Genomic DNA, 17,593 nt, shown 5'->3' on the forward strand with positions numbered 1-17,593 from the left:
AGCTTAGAAGTGCCCCAAATCTTGTTAGTCTAATTTTATATCTCAATTCGTCAATCAGTTATTTGACCAACATTTTCTAATCAATGTAATGTGTCAGTAGAGTCTACGGAACATTATGATTTATTGGGGAAAACTAGTGATAACTGATATTGTGCTAGAAAATGTAGCGAGCTACAGGTCAAAAAATGAGCTAAAAACTAACAAAAAAGTCAATATAATTTATGGACTGAACGGGTCAGGAAAAAGTACTTTTTCAAACTATTTTTATAATCCCGAGAGTACAAAATATCAGCAGTGCTCTCACCGTGGATCTGGTGATACGGTTCTCGTTTACAACCAAAAATTCATCCAAGATAACTTCTATGCAAAAGATACTCTTAACGGTATTTTTAGCCTATCTAAGGAAAATAAAGAAGCGAAAGAGAAGGTAGAGGCAATTACTCTTGAGTTGGAGAAAATTGCTAAAGATAAGCAGCAGATCCAAAAAGAAATTGGTGAACAACGTTCTAAGATTAATGACGCAAAGGAGAAGGCGCAGAAGAAAATTTGGGAAATCAAAACCAACTATGCAGGTGGGGATCGAGTACTTGAATTTTGTCTGAAAGGCAAAATGGGCGGTAAAGAGCCACTTTTCAACCATCTTTGCTCTATACCCCTACCCGCATCTAAACCATCTAAGACAATTGCAGATCTCAAAGAAGAAGCAAATGCTATAGATGGTGATACTGCAATTAAACACTCTGTTCTTAGTAAGCTAGGCATGTTTGATTTATCTGCTGATGACTTAGCTTCGTTAAATGAAATCATTGTAGGTAGCGAAGACAGTCCAGTTGCAAAACTTATCGGGAAACTTAAAAACTCTGACTGGGTAAGTGAAGGTCTTAAATATCTCGATCACATCGAGGGTTCTCAATGTCCTTTCTGTCAATCAGAGACGATTACAGAACATCTAGCCGAACAAATTCGTGGCTATTTTGACGAGTCATACCAAAACAGCGTGAATGAAATTAAAGCAATTCAGGCTCGTTACAGCACAATAGTTGAGAGTATTCCAAGCCTAGACGATTATAAAGCAACTCAATTCTCTACAGACTATATAGCTCAATTAAATGAACATTACGCTAAACTATCTAGAGATGCAGAAGCTAATCTTAAGCTAATCAAGCAAAAAGTTTCAAATCCTAGTCTACAAGTCATTTTGGCCGATGTTTCTGAATCTGTTGAAGCATTTAACCTTGTTGTTGAGTCTATTAATAAACTTATAAGTGAACATAATGCTAAGATCGATAATTCCGCAAATGAATTAACCAAAATTAAGGCTGAGTTTTGGCGAATATTACGATACGAATATGACCAAACAATCAGCAATTTCAATGATGTTCAAAAAGATGCTAACAAGGTCATCGCTGAAAAAACTAAAGAGGAAGCTGCAAAAATAGATCTAGAAGAAGCAAAGGACGTTGAAAGGGCTGAGCATCAAAAATCAACTGTAAATATTGATGATGCGATAGTCAGTATTAACCAAGGCTTGACGGATATTGGCATAACAGGCTTCTACATAGAGAAGTATGAAGATGACTTGTATCGCTTAGTTCGTACTGACTCTAACTCGAAAATCTTTTCATCATTAAGTGAAGGTGAAAAGATGATTATCAGCTTCTTGTATTTTAGAGAGTTATTCAAAGGGAAGCGGAGCGCGACAGAAGGACAAGTGAAAAAAGTCGCTATTATTGACGATCCAGTATCAAGCTTGTCACACATATTTGTCTATAACATAGGCCAATTAATCAAGAGTGATTTTTTTAATTCAGAAGACATTGAACAAGTATTTGTCTTAACTCATAGTTTATACTTTTTCTATGAACTTGCTGATGCGGATCATAATAGAAGGAAAAAAAATCAAAATTTATACCGTCTATCGAAGAACGAAAACGGTAGTTCAATTAACACAATGAAATATGAAGAAGTGCAAAATGACTACCAATCATATTGGTCGGTAATTAATGATGATAAACAACCACCTGCTTTAATTGCTAACTGTATGAGAAATATTATTGAATATTTCTTTAACTTCGTGCAGAAAGCCGATCTAAGTAATGTGGTTCAAAAACCTGAATTGAAGAATCCAAGATTTCAGTCATTTGTACGTTACATCAATCGCGAATCGCACTCATTAGGTCAGAATATCTTCGATTTTAAGGAGTTTGATTACCACGATTTTAAAGAGGGCTTTAGATTGGTTTTTGAAAAGACAGGCTATCCTGAACACTATGAAAAAATGTCCAGAATTAGGACCTAACGCTAGCAAAATGCCACTCGTACTGGTGATGTTTCCGTGAAAAGTGGGTACTTCAGCTAGTGCTTAAGTTGCTACACTAACCAACACGTATATTTCCTACATTGAGCCAGCCGAACATCGCTGGCTCAAAATGCCCCTTCTTGAGCAACAAAGTCATCTACTTCGCTTTCCCTAACTGAACTTATCCAAGCCAAACGGTTTAGATTATCTGTTCTAAATCGTTTCTGTCCATAAACGTGTTATCAATTCACAATCAGCCACAAAATCCAAATAACCACAAATCCAGTTCCATCCCCTTTTAGGGGAGGGTTAGGGTGGGGTATTTTAGTTATCGTTGACCTAAAAATCGCACACAGTTGAGTAAGGCTGGCGTGGAATACCCCCTCCCGTCCTCCCCCTAAAAGGGGGAGGGGAATGAAGCATTTTCACTATCGCTAACGTAAAAAGTGAACGCGGTTTAGCTTTTCACCTTCAATCGATTTTTATTATCACGATTGGCGATCACTTGTGCTTGATCGTCAATCTCACCGAGGCTTTTGGCTAAACGGTCATACAGCACAACATTGACGGTGGCGGCGAGGTTCATACAGCCGTGGGTGGGCACGTAAACCACATGATGCGCTTGATCGACCACCTCTTGCGGCAGCGAACCATCTTCGGGGCCAAACAGATAAATCGCTTGTTCTGGATGGGTAAAGTGAGGCAGCGCAGTTGCACCTACCGCCAGCTCGACACAGACGATTTTGACTTCACTATCCAATCCCGCGGTGAGATCGTCCATCTCGACCAATCCAATACGTTCATGGCTATTTTGAGTATCGGTCTGAAATTTCACGGCGCGAGCATAACGCGTACCGTTGTAACGCACTTGAGTGGCGTTGTAGCAGCCAGCGGCACGCATTACTGCGCCGACGTTGGTTGGGCTTTTCGGGTTGTGCAATCCAATAATTACGGTGGAAGAGGTGGTCATTGCGGTGGTTCTACTTCTGTATTGCTTTGGTTTGAGCTTGGCTCACGAATGGCGCGATTGTCGCTCTAACACGAGAGAAAAGCCAGTTGATCGCTCCATCTGAGCATTAACTCAGGAGAATTCATTAAGCAATCGATTGCTAATTTTGCTTTTGTTCGGTGGCGATAAATCGCTCAATCAGAGTAAATCGTGCGCAAACGATTGATCGCGTGAATATTTGTGGGAGCAAGGTCACTAAAATCATTGTTACAAATTGTTGATAATAATTATCAATTGCATCAGTATTCGTGCTTTATTTTTGACAAGGATCAAATTATGCAGTTGAAACCTTTGTTCACTCTTCTTCCTGTCGTTTTGAGTAGTGTCGTTCAAGCACAAGAGAATACCGAGCAAGCCGTCGATGAAACCGTTACGGTTCATGGTCAATCGATTCCCACCGATCAACGTACTCGTTCTGATTTAGATAAAGTGCGCGGTATTGCCAACGCGGATATTTTTTCCGGCATCACGAGTGTGCAGAGCAATAACATGCACAATGAAGCGGGGGCATTGGATATTGGCATCCGTGGTGTGCAGGGCGAGGGGCGTGTGCCGATCTTTATTGATGGGAGTTTGCAATCCACTCATACCTCTCGTGGCTATCAAGGGGTGAGTGATCGCACTTATATTGATACCGATTTGCTCAGTTCATTGACCGTCAATAAAGGGGCAACGATTGAGAGTTCACCTTATGCCAGTGGCGCGGTGGGCGGTGTGGTGAATGCCACAACATTGGGTATCAAAGACATCATCAAAGATGATCAAGCCTTCGGTGTGGTACTGAAAGCACGCGCCAATAACCATAACCGGACGCCTGATGTTTCGAGTGATTACTCGGAACAAGGCCAATACGCGCTTGATGAGCGAGGTGAGCATTCTGCGTTTAAACACGGTTCACTGATGCTTGGATTGGGTTATCAGGCCGAATCGTTCAATACGGTACTGGCGTACAGTAAGCGTTCAAAAGGCAATCACTTCGCTGGCAAGAAAGGTTATGAGGAGTATCAAGAGCCTGTTGTTGGGCAAGGGCAAGAAGTCGTCAATACCAGTTTTGAGAGTGACTCTTGGCTGTTCAAACTCGCGAGCGACACTGGCACGGCACACAATGCCGATTTTAATTACCGTCACCATGCGCAAAAAGCGGGTGAAGTGCTGATGGCGTATTGGTACAAATCTTCAGAAGATTGGGAAGGGAACCCATACCCCGATGGCAAAGACAGAATGCCGCAGTGGGGGCTAGGAACCGCCAAAGTGAATACCTACAGCGCCAATTACTATTACCAACCGGATCATCCTTGGCTCAATTTAAATGCTAACTTTTGGTACACCGAGGCTGATCTGGCGCAATACAATGGGCTTTGGGCGCTAGGAACCAACGCGGAGCAATATTTTCATGCATATCACAATGATCGCTCTGGTCTGAGCCTGACCAATGAAACCTTACTGACTCAGTGGCCAGTCAGGCTGAATTATGGTTTGGCTCAGCAGAATGAGCGTTTATCTCCCGAAGAAGATGGGCAAACCCGCTTTACCAAGACGGTGACTTCCCGCCACGGAAAACGCACGGCGCAGAACCTGTTTGCAAATGCGGATATCGATTACTCGCCGTTGAGAGTTCAGCTTGGCCTCAATCTGCACAATGCCAAGTCAACCGATTATCAAACCAAGCAGCAGTTAGACTACAAGGAGAAGCTCGATCTGCTCAGTGAGTTCACCTACGCCTTAACACCCAGCACTCAGCTGTTTTTGAAATCCTCACGCACTTATCGTATGCCGAGCTTGTATGAAACAACGCTATCAAATGAGGTATTCAGCTATAACCCATACAACCCGATCAAACCGGAACAAGCGTGGAACAATGAGGTCGGCGTGCAATTTATGGCGTCGGACAGTTTGCTGCAGGATGATCGTTTGAATCTGTCGGTGTCCTATTTCCGCAACAGTATTAAAGACTTCATTTCAGGTGGACGATTGGCGAAAACCCCGGGTATGTCTGAATGGCAGGCGAACTTTACCTTCACCAATTATGATAAGTTGCAACTCTCTGGTTGGGAGTTGGGGGCTCATTACCAATATGCTTGGTTGTACACGCACTTCGCGGCGACCTTGTACAGCGAGACAAAGATTTGTTCCGTTCAACAAGCGCAATACGCGGAGAGTGATACCTGTAATTCGCTCGGATTTGCATGGGGATTAACCCCAACGCGTATTCCGCCAAAACAGAATTTGTACCTGAATGTGGGTACGAAATTCTTTAACGATACGCTCGATTCTGGGGTGAAAGTTTCTTATCACTCGGGCAAATCAAACCCTAGTGATTGGTTGGCGGGCACGGCGGCCAATCCGATCCTTGAAATTCCGTCCGATTACACGATTGATCTCTATTCACAGTACGAGTTGAATGCCAACACCCAGCTGTTCTTTGCGATCAACAACGTGACCGATCGTTATCAAGTGCGTCCGGGGTCTGTGGTCAGCATGCCGGATCCGGGGCGAACCATTACGCTCGGATTTGAAATCTCTTATTAATCGAATCGTTTAAGTCTCGTACCATAAAACAAAAATCCCGCCGCAGCGGGATTTTTTATCATCGATTTTTCTTTGCGTAACTTTCTTTGCGTAACTTTGAAATAAATCGCTTTTAATTACGCCAGCAGTTCTTTGGCTTGTTTCACTACGTTTTCAGTCGTGAAACCAAACAGTTTGAACAGCTCACCGGCTGGTGCTGATTCGCCGAAGCTGCTCATACCGATGATGCGACCACCAAAGCCAACGTACTTGTACCAGAAGTCGGCAATGCCGGCTTCAATCGCGATACGCTTGGTGACTGCCGCTGGCAGAACGGCTTCGCGGTAAGCGGCATCTTGCTTATCAAATGCGTCGGTCGATGGCATAGAGACCACGCGAACCGCTTTGCCTTCGGCGCTCAGTTGCTCGTAAGCGGCAACCGCGAGTTCCACTTCAGAGCCGGTCGCAATCAGGATCAGTTCAGGTTGACCTGCACAATCTTTCAGGATGTAACCACCCTTAGCGATGTTCGCGACTTGCTCAGCGCTGCGTGGTTGCTGCGCAAGGTTTTGACGCGAGAAAATCAGCGCAGATGGCGCATCTTTACGCTCAATCGCCAGTTTCCAAGCCACTGCCGATTCCACTTGGTCACATGGACGCCATGTGCTCATGTTTGGTGTCATACGCAGAGAAGCGATTTGCTCAACCGGTTGGTGAGTTGGGCCATCTTCACCCAGACCAATCGAGTCGTGCGTGTACACTTGGATGTTTTGCACTTTCATCAGTGCAGCCATACGCATCGCGTTACGCGCGTATTCCATAAACATCAGGAAGGTTGCACCGTAAGGGACAAAACCGCCGTGCAGCGCGATACCGTTGATGATGGCCGTCATACCAAACTCACGCACACCGTAGTGGATGTAGTTGCCTGAGAAGTCTTCTGCTGTGAGAGACTGAGAGCCAGACCACATGGTGAGGTTAGAAGGTGCTAGGTCAGCAGAACCGCCCATAAATTCTGGCAGCAGTTTGCCGAACGCTTCTAGCGCATTTTGTGATGCTTTACGCGATGCGATGTTGGCAGGGTTGGCTTGCAGTTCCGCGATGATTGCGCTGGTTGCTGCTTCCCAATTCGCTGGCAGTTCGCCGGCTACACGGCGCTTGTATTCCGCAGCTTCTGCTGGGTAAGCGTTCGCGTAAGCCGCGAATTTCTCATCCCAAGCGGCTTCTTTGCTTGCGCCTGCTGGTTTTGCATCCCACGCTGCGTAGATGTCAGCCGGGATTTCAAACGGAGCGTATTCCCAACCCAAGAATTCACGGGCGGCTTTGATTTCATCGTTGCCCAGAGGCGCGCCGTGACAGTCGTGTGAGCCCGCTTTGTTTGGAGAGCCGAAACCGATGATGGTTTTGGTACAAATCAGCGTTGGGCGAGACGTTTCTGCTTTCGCCGCTTCAATCGCAGCGTTAATCGCATCTGCATCGTGACCATCAACCGCTGGGATCACATGCCAGCCGTAGGCTTCAAAGCGTTTTGGCGTGTCGTCTGAGAACCAGCCTTCCACGTGACCATCAATAGAAATACCGTTGTCATCCCAGAATGCAATCAGTTTGCCAAGGCCAAGCGTACCCGCCAGTGAACAGGCTTCGTGCGAGATACCTTCCATCAAACAGCCGTCACCCATGAACACATAAGTGAAGTGGTCAACGATGTCGTGACCCGGTTTGTTGAACTGCGCCGCCAGAGCTTTTTCAGCAATCGCCATACCTACGGCATTGGTGATGCCTTGGCCTAGTGGGCCAGTGGTGGTTTCGATGCCCGGTGCGTAACCGTATTCTGGGTGACCCGGTGTTTTTGAGTGCAGTTGACGGAAGTTTTTCAAATCGTCAATCGACAGCTCGTAGCCGCTCAGGTGTAGCAGCGAGTAAATCAGCATAGAGCCGTGGCCGTTAGACAGTACGAAACGGTCGCGGTCAGCCCAATTTGGGTTTTGCGGGTTGTGGTTTAAGTGTGAACGCCACAGCACTTCGGCGATATCCGCCATGCCCATTGGGGCTCCCGGGTGGCCAGAGTTAGCTTTTTGAACGCCGTCCATGCTCAGGGCACGGATAGCATTGGCAAGTTGTTTGCGATTCATAGTGTTACTCATTTCAATAAAGGAGGTTGAACGGAGTGCGTTCAACAAAAATAAAAGGCAGAAAGAAGCGAGCCGGAGCTCGCTTCAAAATCAGGATTACAGCTTAGCCGCGATCATCGCTTCCAGTTTGCCTTGGTCAACAGCGAAGTTACGGATGCCTTCAGCCAGCTTCTCAACGGCCATAGCGTCTAGGTTGTGTTCCCACAGGAATTCGCTGTGCGTCATTGGAGCAGGGCGAGCTTTAGAGCCTTTTGAGTCAACCAGTTTCGCAACCAATTCGCCTTCAGCCGCTTCAAGCTCAGCCAGTAGCGAAGGTGCGATAGTCAGGCGGTCACAGCCAGCCAGTTCTAGGATCTCGCCGATGTTACGGAAGCTTGCGCCCATCACGACAGTTTTGTAGCCGTGCTCTTTGTAGTAGTTGTAGATCTTGGTGACTGACAGTACGCCTGGATCTTCGCTTGCCGCGAAATCACGGCCTTCTTTGGCTTTGTACCAGTCCATGATACGGCCAACGAATGGAGAGATCAGGAACACGCCAGCTTCAGCACACGCACGCGCTTGTGCGAAAGAGAACAGCAGGGTCAGGTTACAGTTGATGCCTTCTTTCTCAAGAATTTCCGCCGCGCGGATACCTTCCCAAGTTGAAGCCAGTTTGATCAGGATACGATCGTTGCTGATGCCAGCATCGTTGTACATTTTTACTAGCTGACGTGCTTTCGCTACGCTGCGCTCGGTGTCGTAAGAAAGACGCGCGTCAACTTCAGTAGAGATACGGCCCGGAATGGTTTTTAGGATTTCTTTACCGATGTTAACCGCCAGCATGTCACAAGTGTCTTGTACTTGTTGTGCTTTGTCGTTGCTTTGAGTTTTTGCGTAGGCGATAGCTTGATCAATCAGAGGTGCGTATTCAGCAATCTGCGCAGCTTTAAGAATCAGAGAAGGGTTAGTGGTTGCGTCTTCTGGCTGGTATTTTTTGATCGCATCAATTTCACCAGTGTCGGCCACGACTGTGGTCAGTTTACGAAGTTGCGCTAATTTATTGCTCATTTCGATCGTCCTATTTCGTTGGGCTTATCTGCCGATGAGGGTCAGATAGGGCAAGCAGTTGAATGACTCAATCACTTTATCCCCTTCCTACTTGAAGCTGCAGCGGTGTTGGCTACGTTCGTTCACCCCAATCACATAGTGCATCTATGCTCATGGGGATGAACTCACTTGCCGCCTACCTGCAACTCCAAGTAGTTTGGGTAGATTTAGAGAGTGCGAGTCAGTAAATGCAAAATTTTCAGCGCCCGAACTTTTGCTCTGAACATTTGCTCGTTCGCTGAGTAAATGATGGAGCCATATTTATCCTATCTGTCGGGAAAGTCAATTCAACAACCCGGTTTATGACGCGTTGAGCGGAGTTTTTTTTCGCCTTCACAGCCCTTGTTACCATTAAATCGTTTGCTCAAATTTGGCCTCACCATGGGCTATCTATCCAAGGTGAGAAAACTACACTGAGAAAATGTTATGACAGAGATCATTTGCTCACTCCAAAAAGGCGAGTAACATAGCGCACATACTGATGTTGGGCTGAATGTTGAGCGCAATGTTGAGTGCTGCGGCATGCAAGGCCGCTGCCATAGAAGGATAGCCTATGAGCCAAATTCCAGAGATTTCGGTTGAAAGTACCGATCTGCTGACTGAAATCGCCGTCTCTTATTATCAAGATGGCGCAACACAGGAAGAGATTTCCAAAAAATACACCATTTCACGCGCCAAAGTGGGGCGCTTACTCAAACAAGCCCGTGATGAAGGGATAGTAGAAATTACCGTGAAGTACCATCCGGTGTTTAGCGCCAAAATCGAGCAGCGCTTGATTGAGCGTTTTGGTGTGCGCCGCGCCTTGATTGCTCTCGATCAACCCAATGATGAAGCGCAGCGCCAACAAGTCGCGGGGTTGGTGTCCAACTATCTCACCAGTACGCTCAAAAACGGCATGGTAATGACGGTTGGACAAGGGCGTAATGTGTCGGCAGTGGCGCATCATGTCGGGGTGATCACGCCGCGAGATTGCAAATTTGTGTGCAGCATCGGTGGCATTCACCCACGTGGCGGTATGTTTAACGCTGACCACATTTGTCGCCAACTCGCAAAAAAATACGGCGGCAGCTCGGAAACCTTGTACGCGCCGGCCTACGCAGAAAACCCAGAGCAGAAACGGGTATTCATGCAAAACAGTACGGTGAAGCAGACCCTTGATCTCGCTCGTAAAGCGGATATCGCACTGGTCGGGATTGGCGATATGAGTGAAAACAGCTACATGGTCGATCTGGGCTGGTTTACGCCGGAAGAGGTGGTGCAATCACGCCTGAATCAAGGTGTGGTCGGGGATTTCGCTGGGCATGATTTTTTTGATGTGCATGGACGCATCGCCAATACCGTGATGAATGATCGCGTGATTGGTTTGGGGATTGATGAGTTCCGCCCGATTGCCGAAGTGATCGCGATTGCGGCAGAAAACAGTAAACCGCTTGCTCTTTTGGGTGCACTGCGCACCGGCGCGATTGATGTGATCGCGACGAGTGTAAGTAACGCTTTGACGGTGCTCAACTTAGATGAGCAGATGCAAACGGCATTAAGTTCATAAGGTTGAATGAAATCGATGAAAAAGTGAGCCAGTTTTTAACACTGGCTCGCAAGAGTCGCATGTTTTTTAGTCAAGCCTACGTAAATTTGCTGTATTGGAGGCAGTGAAACGGAGGCTCTAAATATGAAAAAAACAGTCATTGCTACCGCATTATTTACTGCATTATGCAGCCATGCGGTGCTCGCTAACCAACCGGTGGTCGCGGGGTATTTTGCCGATTGGCAATATGCCAACACTGCCAATCCCTACGTTGTAAAAGATATTCCTGCCGAGAACCTGACTCATGTGATCTACGCGTTTTTGAGCATGTGTGGCCCGCACACCGGTGCCAGTGAAACGGTGCAAAAACTGGTCGCCGAGCAGTGTAAAGGCAAGCCAGATTTCACCGCCATTGTGGTGGATACCGAAGCGGCATTAGAGAAAGACTTCGGCGCAGTCAAAGTGAAGGTGCCTTATAAAGGCCACTTTGCTCAGTTAGCACAGTTGAAAGCCGATCATCCACAGTTGAAAATTTTGCCTTCCTTTGGTGGTTGGACCATGTCAGAGCCATTCCACGCAATGGTGAAAGATCCTAAATCGGTCGAGCAGTTTGCAAAGACAGCGGCACAGCTAATCGCGCAATACGATTTCTTCGATGGTGTGGATCTCGATTGGGAATACCCCGGTGGCGGTGGTTTAACCACCTCGCCTTGGAACCCAGACACCAAGCTTAGCGATGAGCAAATGGCCGCAGAAAAAGCCGCATTCACCCACTTAGTGAAAACTCTGCGTGCGGAATTGGATGCGTTAGGCAAAACTAAACAGCGTGAATATGAGCTTTCCACTGCGGTCGGTGTTGGCTCAAAAGCGGCGCAAATTGACTGGCCTGCTGCTGCACCGTATTTAACCAATATGTTTGCTATGACCTACGATTACCTTGGCGGATGGGGGCCACAAACGGGACACGTTACCAATTTGCACGCCACCGAACGTAGTTGGTGGGGAATGGGCTCGGATGTGTTTATCAATCAGATGATCGAGCTCGGCATTCCACGTGAAAAATTGGTGATTGGTGCAGCTTATTACGGTCGTGGCTGGCAAGGTACCAAAGATTATGACGGTGGTTTGCCCACTGCGGAGCTAAGCTCCGAGCAGGGAGCACAGTTTGGTACCACAGAAAATGGTTACTTCATGTATTGGGATTTAATGAAGAACTACACTGCGCAACAAGGCTATCAATATCATTATGACGAAGCCTCACACGCACCGTATCTGTGGAACCCAGAGAAGAAAGTCTTCATCAGTTTTGAAGATGAACGCTCGGTAGCGGCGAAAGCCAAATGGGCGAAAGAGCAAAAACTCGGTGGTATTTTCACGTGGGAACTCTCTGGCGATCCTTCCGGTAAGCTAACTCAAACCATGTTTGAATCGATCAAATAATCTTGCTGGGCACAAAATAAAGGCCACTGAAGTGGCCTTTACTCTTTCTAATGTTTGAAGGTTTAGACATTACTCAATCGGCAGATCTTGCCGTTGTCCCCATTCCGTCCACGAACCATCGTAAACCGAGAGGTTTTGATAGCCGCACATATACGCCGCGAGCAGCACAATACATGCGGTCACGCCTGAGCCGCAGCTAAACAGATATTCTTGTGCTGTCTCGGGCAGCATATGAGTCAGCAGCGGGCGTAATTCGGCTTCCTCTTTCAGCTTGTGACCGTCGATGAGCTCTGCAAAAGGCAAGCAGGATGAACCGGGAATATGTCCACTGCGCACGCCGGGGCGAGGTTCTGGCACTTCACCGAAAAAGCGCGCTAATCCGCGAGCATCAATGGTTTGGCTGTGCGGATTAGCGATCTGTTTGTGAACATAGCTCGCATCAACAAAGGCTTGTGGGTTGAGTTTGCCGTCAAAGTTGCCTTTTGCGGAGAGTTCACGATAGCTTTGAGTGACGTTGTAACCCTGAGCCTTCCATTCGGTTAATCCGCCATTGAGGATATACACCTTGTGGTGCCCCATGGCTTTGAACATCCACCATGCACGGGGAGAGGCAAACGTGCCGCTATTGTCGTACACCACAATGAAGGAATCTTGGTTGATTCCCAGTTTGCGAGCGAGAGTGTTAAAGCGCTCTTCTGAGGGCATCATATGGGGCAAGGGCGAATCAGGGTCGCAAAACACTTTGTCGTAATCAAAGCGCTGTGAATTAGGGATCTTGTTGACCCAATCTTTTTCAGACTCGGTTGGAATTTGAAACTCGATGCTGCTATCGAGGATCACTAAATTAGGATCGTGCAGATGTTGTTGCAGCCATTGCGCCGTGACGAGTGGGGAGGTCATTGTTATTCCTTATTTTTGTGATTACCCAATACGTTGACCAATACGCCACAGAACATCACTCGGGTCAACTAAGCAAAACTCCAACATGCCCCAAGGCTGAGTGACGAGGTCAGTCACTTTGCTTTCAAAACGTTCTTCCAATTGCAACGTTTTGACGTGATCGAACCAGCTTTGCGCATCTTCCACTAACAGATGCATCATGGTGTTGCCTTGATGGGGACGTTGATGAATGTTTTGCAGCAAAAAGGCGCATTGGCCTAAACGCAAATAAGCCACATCACCAAATTCTGAAACCACTTCAAAACCGAGGGATAAGTAAAACTGTTTGGAGGCAGTAAAATCCTGAGCTGGAACAAAGGATTTGATTTCAAGCACATCGAGATTGGGCATAGCGACTCTCCTTAACACATCAACTGAGGTAACTGTAGCGACCTTTACGATGTTGAACCCGCGAGCCAGCCACAGATTTGGCGGCGGGAGAATGGCAGCACTCTAAAATTGGAGCGCTGCCACACTCTATCTGCCTTCAAACCTTTATTTCAGTCACTCATGATGTATGACAAACAGGGCATTGAGGAAGTTTCATCAGGTTCATCTCACGCCATGTCATGCTCATCGCATCCAGAATCAAGATCTTACCTTGCTTAGGTGTGCCCAAACCGGTCAGCACTTTAATCGCTTCCATTGCTTGAATTGCACCAATAATGCCGACCACTGGAGCCATCACACCCGCTTCAACACAACTGAGTGCCGATGAGCCGAACAGGGCGCTTAAGCATTGATAGCAAGGCTGTGTGGGGTCTTGATAAGTAAACACGCTCACTTGGCCTTCCATGCGAATTGCCGCGCCAGAAACCAGCGGCGTTTTGTGTTTAAAGCACAGGCGATTGAGCTGGTTACGTGTGTCCACATTATCGCAGGCGTCGAGTACCAGATCATGGCGTGCGATCAGCACATCCAATTCGTCATCACTCAAACGTGCTTGGATCGTCTCGACATTAAGATGAGGATTGAGTAGACGCAGCGAATCAGCCGCCGAATCGACTTTCGCGCGGCCAATATCCGCATCATGGTGTAGCACTTGGCGCTGAAGGTTGGAAAGCTCAACCACATCATCATCAATTAAAGTGATGTGACCGACACCCGCCGTCGCTAGGTATTGGCTACTCGCACAGCCTAAACCACCCGCACCGAGGATCAGTATCGAACTCTGCTTTAGCTTCTCTTGTCCTTCAAAATCAAACGTTTTGAGAATAATCTGCCGGTTGTAACGCAGCATTTCTGCATCGCTGAGAATATCCACCATCACTCCTAGTACAGGGTTGGGTTAAACAGTTGGATCTGAACGGTTTCACCGACTTCCACGCGGCCACGTTCACGCTCAAGCACCACAAAGCAGTTAGCCAAGCTCATTGAGCGGAACGCGCCAGAGCTTTGGTTGCCTGTACTTTCCACCACGAATTGACCATTTTCAATGTGGTAAATGCCGCGTTGGAAATCCGTCCGTCCCGGTGCTTTTTTAAAGGGGCTGCGCGTGATCGCTGGGATCGATTCCGGGGCTTGCCAAGCGCTGTGTCCCGCCAATTTGGCAAGCATAGGTTGCACCAGCACGTACATGGTCAGCACCGCGGAAACCGGGTTGCCCGGCAGACCGCAGAACCATGCGTTTTGCAACGCGCCAAATGCAAAAGGTTTACCTGGTTTGATCGCCAGTTTCCAAAAACCGATTTCGCCCAGCTCTTCCAAAATATCTTTGGTGTAATCGGCTTCACCCACGCTGACGCCACCGGAGGTGACCACCACATCTGCCAAGCTTTGTGCTTGTTCAAACGTGGCTTTCAGAGTGGTAGGGCAATCCGGCACGATACCGAGATCAATCGCTTCGCAGCCGAAGTTTTCAATCAAGGGTTTAATGCCGTAGCGGTTGCTGTCGTAAATTTGTCCGGCTTGCAGCGGTTCACCGAGTGGTTTGAGCTCATCTCCGGTGGAGAAAAACGCCACTTTCGGTTTGCGATAGACGGTGACATGGCTAATGCCTAGGGTCGCAATCATCGGAATATCACGTGCGGTTAAGCGCGCACCGCGTTCCAGCACCACATCATTTTGGCGTATGTCGTCACCCGTCGGGCGGATGTTGTCATTGAGTTTGACTTCATGTTGGCAGAACACCACTCCCTCTTCGGTGATGGTCGCTTGTTCTTGCATGATCACTGCATCACAACCGGCAGGGATTTGCGCACCCGTCATAATGCGCACGCAGGTCATTGGCGGCCACTCTGCTGTAAAGGGTTGACCAGCAAACGATTTTCCTGCAACGGGCAACGGTTTTTGTTGTGCCAATTCTGCGCGTCGTACGGCATAGCCATCCATCGCTGAGTTATCAAACGGTGGCACATGAATGGGCGATAAGATCGCCTCGGCGAGCACATAGCCGAGCGCCTCAGGCAGAGGCAAACGTAAAGTGGTTTGCACGGGTTGAATGCGTGACAGCATTTTCTCAAGTGCATCTTCAATCGGCATTAAGCCGGGAGCATCGCAACAGCCCATCGGGAATGTCCTATGTTGTTGTTCTTTTGCGGCAAACTGTAGCACAGAATCCTTCTGCGATGCAGAATCCACGTGAATTTTGGGGTGTAATTGTCGCTAAATCCGAGTATTCTTGTCAGCCATCCGAAAGGGGTATTTAAGAGGTAGAGGAATGTCAGGTCTTAGCGAATCCGCGAAGTTGGTGAAAGATGCGCTAGAGCGCCGAGGGTTGGAAACACCAATGCAGCCCAACTTGGCGACACCAGCAGAGAAAAAGGAAAAAATCGAACAGCATATGCGTGAGATCCTCAACCTGCTCGGACTGGACTTAACGGATGACAGTTTGGAAGAAACCCCACAACGCATCGCTAAGATGTATGTGGATGAGATCTTCTCAGGGTTGGATTATGCCAACTTCCCCAAGATCACCGTTATCGAAAATAAGATGAAAGTGAGTGAGATGGTTAAAGTGAAAGACATCACGCTGACCAGCACCTGTGAACACCACTTAGTCACCATCGATGGCACGGCAGCGGTGGCGTACATCCCGCGCGGCAAAATCATCGGCTTATCGAAAATTAACCGTATTGTGCGCTTTTTTGCCCAGCGTCCGCAGGTGCAAGAGCGTATGACGCAGCAGATCTTAGTTGCGCTGCAAACGTTGCTTGAGTCGGATGATGTGGCAGTTACCATCGATGCGACTCACTATTGCGTGAAATCTCGCGGCGTGATGGACGCGACCAGCGTCACCACAACAACCGCTTTGGGGGGGATTTTTAAATCTAACCCAGCGACGCGTGCTGAATTCCTACACGGCTTGCGCTAACGGGTTGTTGTAAAAAGTATAATAAATCAGCCCTCAATTTGAGGGCTGATTGCTTTTCAGGGATTGATATAGCTAATTATTTGAATAGAGCTAAATATTCGCCATAGCCTTGTGCCGCCATCTCTTGCTTCGGAATGAAACGCATCGCGGCAGAGTTCATGCAGTAACGTAAGCCAGTTGGGGCGGGGCCATCATCAAACACATGTCCAAGATGTGAATCCGCGAAGCGGCTACGTACTTCGGTACGAGTGTAGAACAAGCTATTGTCATCCTTTGTGACAATGTAACTTGAATTGAGCGGTTTGGTGAAACTCGGCCAACCGGTTCCTGATTTGTATTTATCGGTTGAAGAAAACAGCGGTTCACCCGAGACGATATCAACGTAAATGCCTTCTTCTTTATTGTCCCAATATTCATTATCGAATGGACGTTCTGTGCCTTCGTGCTGAGTCACCTTGTATTGCAAGCTGGTCAGTTTAGCGCGGATCTGATCATCTGATGGGCGGACATAAGCTTTGACGTTAGCTTGCCCATTTTTCTCATCAATCAACTGGCGAAGGGTTTTCGGATTTGTGTTACGGTCGGCACCGAAAATTTCATCCAAATACTGATCACGTCCTGATGCGTAGCGATAATAGTTGTAACGGACTTTATTCTTCTTGTAGTAGTCCTGATGATAATCTTCCGCTGGCCAGAACTTTTTAAACTCAATCAACTCGGTTTTCAGTGGCTTTTTGAAAATGCCGAGCTGATCAATCTCCATCATAAAACGTTTAGCGACGTCAAGTTGCTCGGCATTGTGATAGAAAATCGCAGGACGGTATTGTTCACCTCTGTCCACAAACGAACCTTGGTTATCAGTAGGGTCAATATGGCGAAAGAAGTTATCCAGCACTTGTTCATAACTGACAACCTTAGGGTCAAAGGTGACTTGGATCGATTCTATATGTCCGGTTTTACCAGACGAGACTTGCTTATAAGTTGGGTTATCGACATTCCCCCCGGCATAGCCTGAAACCACATTCACGACACCGGGAAGTTTCTCCATATCAGATTCTGTACACCAGAAGCAGCCGCCAGCGAGTGTGGCTTGCTGGTAACCATCCTGACTAGAGGGCATATTGTGTGGTTGAGTATCCGCTTGGCTAAACAAAGAAAGGGTTAGCGCAAGCAAGGCGAAGAGTGGCGCTCCCCAAGTAAAGAGTCGTTTCATGAGCATTTCCTTTGTGTTCTTTACAGAGTTATAGAAAAAGAACGACAAAGCGGATCAGAAATTTCATTGCAGGAACGACTTTTATTTGAAAATGACGCCGTGAAGCAAGTGACAACACGGCGCGAATAA

13 protein-coding genes are annotated in these 17,593 nt (G+C 47.5%); 5 read left to right on the top strand and 8 right to left on the bottom strand.

The features are described 5' to 3' along the window. The first annotated feature begins 136 nt into the window (after positions 1-136). Positions 137-2,299 (top strand): AAA family ATPase, encoded by a 2,163-nt coding sequence (locus MKA69_RS15780; protein ID WP_305848454.1) that lies wholly within the window; start codon positions 137-139, stop codon positions 2,297-2,299. Positions 2,300-2,756: 457 nt separating this feature from the next. Here the strand turns inward: MKA69_RS15780 and MKA69_RS15785 are convergent, their stop codons facing one another. Next, positions 2,757-3,269, bottom strand: a complete 513-nt coding sequence (locus MKA69_RS15785) for an RNA methyltransferase (protein WP_000213748.1) — start codon at positions 3,267-3,269, stop codon at positions 2,757-2,759. Positions 3,270-3,482: 213 nt separating this feature from the next. Between MKA69_RS15785 and MKA69_RS15790 the strand changes: the two genes are divergently transcribed. Then, positions 3,483-5,837, top strand: coding sequence for a TonB-dependent receptor domain-containing protein (locus tag MKA69_RS15790; protein WP_142622906.1), 2,355 nt, complete (start codon positions 3,483-3,485; stop codon positions 5,835-5,837). Between the two features lie 116 nt (positions 5,838-5,953). Here the strand turns inward: MKA69_RS15790 and tkt are convergent, their stop codons facing one another. Next, positions 5,954-7,948, bottom strand: coding sequence for a transketolase (tkt, locus tag MKA69_RS15795; RefSeq protein ID WP_305848455.1), 1,995 nt, complete (start codon positions 7,946-7,948; stop codon positions 5,954-5,956). A 96-nt stretch (positions 7,949-8,044) separates the two neighbouring features. Continuing rightward, entirely contained in the window at positions 8,045-8,995 is a 951-nt protein-coding gene (tal, locus tag MKA69_RS15800) for a transaldolase (protein WP_000066347.1), read from the bottom strand. Positions 8,996-9,587: 592 nt separating this feature from the next. Between tal and MKA69_RS15805 the strand changes: the two genes are divergently transcribed. Together MKA69_RS15805 and MKA69_RS15810 are read left to right on the top strand one after the other, a co-directional pair. After that, complete coding sequence (locus MKA69_RS15805) at positions 9,588-10,580, top strand: sugar-binding transcriptional regulator (RefSeq protein ID WP_055029539.1); 993 nt, start codon at positions 9,588-9,590, stop codon at positions 10,578-10,580. A 123-nt stretch (positions 10,581-10,703) separates the two neighbouring features. Further along, on the top strand, positions 10,704-11,999 hold the full coding sequence (locus tag MKA69_RS15810) for a glycoside hydrolase family 18 protein (RefSeq protein ID WP_305848456.1): 1,296 nt from the start codon (positions 10,704-10,706) through the stop codon (positions 11,997-11,999). Positions 12,000-12,068: 69 nt separating this feature from the next. On the opposite strand, the gene MKA69_RS15815 is transcribed toward MKA69_RS15810, so the two are convergent. From MKA69_RS15815 to moeA, 4 genes are all read right to left on the bottom strand, one after another. Then, a complete protein-coding gene (locus tag MKA69_RS15815) occupies positions 12,069-12,899 on the bottom strand; it encodes a sulfurtransferase (RefSeq protein WP_305848457.1) in 831 nt (276 codons plus the stop codon). A 21-nt stretch (positions 12,900-12,920) separates the two neighbouring features. Then, positions 12,921-13,289: a VOC family protein gene (locus MKA69_RS15820; RefSeq protein WP_305848458.1), complete on the bottom strand. Its 369-nt coding sequence runs from the start codon at positions 13,287-13,289 to the stop codon at positions 12,921-12,923. 157 nt (positions 13,290-13,446) lie between these two features. Further along, on the bottom strand, positions 13,447-14,202 hold the full coding sequence (gene moeB / locus MKA69_RS15825; RefSeq protein WP_305848639.1) for a molybdopterin-synthase adenylyltransferase MoeB: 756 nt from the start codon (positions 14,200-14,202) through the stop codon (positions 13,447-13,449). Between the two features lie 8 nt (positions 14,203-14,210). Next, positions 14,211-15,446: a molybdopterin molybdotransferase MoeA gene (gene moeA / locus MKA69_RS15830; RefSeq protein ID WP_305848640.1), complete on the bottom strand. Its 1,236-nt coding sequence runs from the start codon at positions 15,444-15,446 to the stop codon at positions 14,211-14,213. A gap of 151 nt (positions 15,447-15,597) precedes the next feature. On the opposite strand from moeA, the gene folE reads away from it, so the two are divergent. Beyond that, a complete protein-coding gene (folE, locus tag MKA69_RS15835; protein WP_000016195.1) occupies positions 15,598-16,251 on the top strand; it encodes a GTP cyclohydrolase I FolE in 654 nt (217 codons plus the stop codon). A gap of 76 nt (positions 16,252-16,327) precedes the next feature. Here folE and msrB read toward each other — a convergent pair whose 3' ends face one another. Continuing rightward, positions 16,328-17,464: a peptide-methionine (R)-S-oxide reductase MsrB gene (gene msrB / locus MKA69_RS15840; protein ID WP_305848459.1), complete on the bottom strand. Its 1,137-nt coding sequence runs from the start codon at positions 17,462-17,464 to the stop codon at positions 16,328-16,330. Positions 17,465-17,593: the final 129 nt, after the last annotated feature.

The organism is Vibrio sp. AH4, from assembly GCF_030710545.1.
Taxonomy (GTDB): Bacteria; Pseudomonadota; Gammaproteobacteria; order Enterobacterales; family Vibrionaceae; genus Vibrio; species Vibrio metoecus.

What these genes read in the sequence shown, in the direction of transcription:
- MKA69_RS15785 (WP_000213748.1), bottom strand. Translation starts at nt 3,269, where the DNA reads ATGACCACCTCTTCCACCGTAATTATTGGATTGCACAACCCGAAAAGC.
- tkt (WP_305848455.1), bottom strand. Translation starts at nt 7,948, where the DNA reads ATGAATCGCAAACAACTTGCCAATGCTATCCGTGCCCTGAGCATGGAC.
- tal (WP_000066347.1), bottom strand. Translation starts at nt 8,995, where the DNA reads ATGAGCAATAAATTAGCGCAACTTCGTAAACTGACCACAGTCGTGGCC.
- MKA69_RS15805 (WP_055029539.1), top strand. Translation starts at nt 9,588, where the DNA reads ATGAGCCAAATTCCAGAGATTTCGGTTGAAAGTACCGATCTGCTGACT.
- MKA69_RS15810 (WP_305848456.1), top strand. Translation starts at nt 10,704, where the DNA reads ATGAAAAAAACAGTCATTGCTACCGCATTATTTACTGCATTATGCAGC.
- MKA69_RS15815 (WP_305848457.1), bottom strand. Translation starts at nt 12,899, where the DNA reads ATGACCTCCCCACTCGTCACGGCGCAATGGCTGCAACAACATCTGCAC.
- MKA69_RS15820 (WP_305848458.1), bottom strand. Translation starts at nt 13,289, where the DNA reads ATGCCCAATCTCGATGTGCTTGAAATCAAATCCTTTGTTCCAGCTCAG.
- moeA (WP_305848640.1), bottom strand. Translation starts at nt 15,446, where the DNA reads ATGGGCTGTTGCGATGCTCCCGGCTTAATGCCGATTGAAGATGCACTT.
- folE (WP_000016195.1), top strand. Translation starts at nt 15,598, where the DNA reads ATGTCAGGTCTTAGCGAATCCGCGAAGTTGGTGAAAGATGCGCTAGAG.
- msrB (WP_305848459.1), bottom strand. Translation starts at nt 17,464, where the DNA reads ATGAAACGACTCTTTACTTGGGGAGCGCCACTCTTCGCCTTGCTTGCG.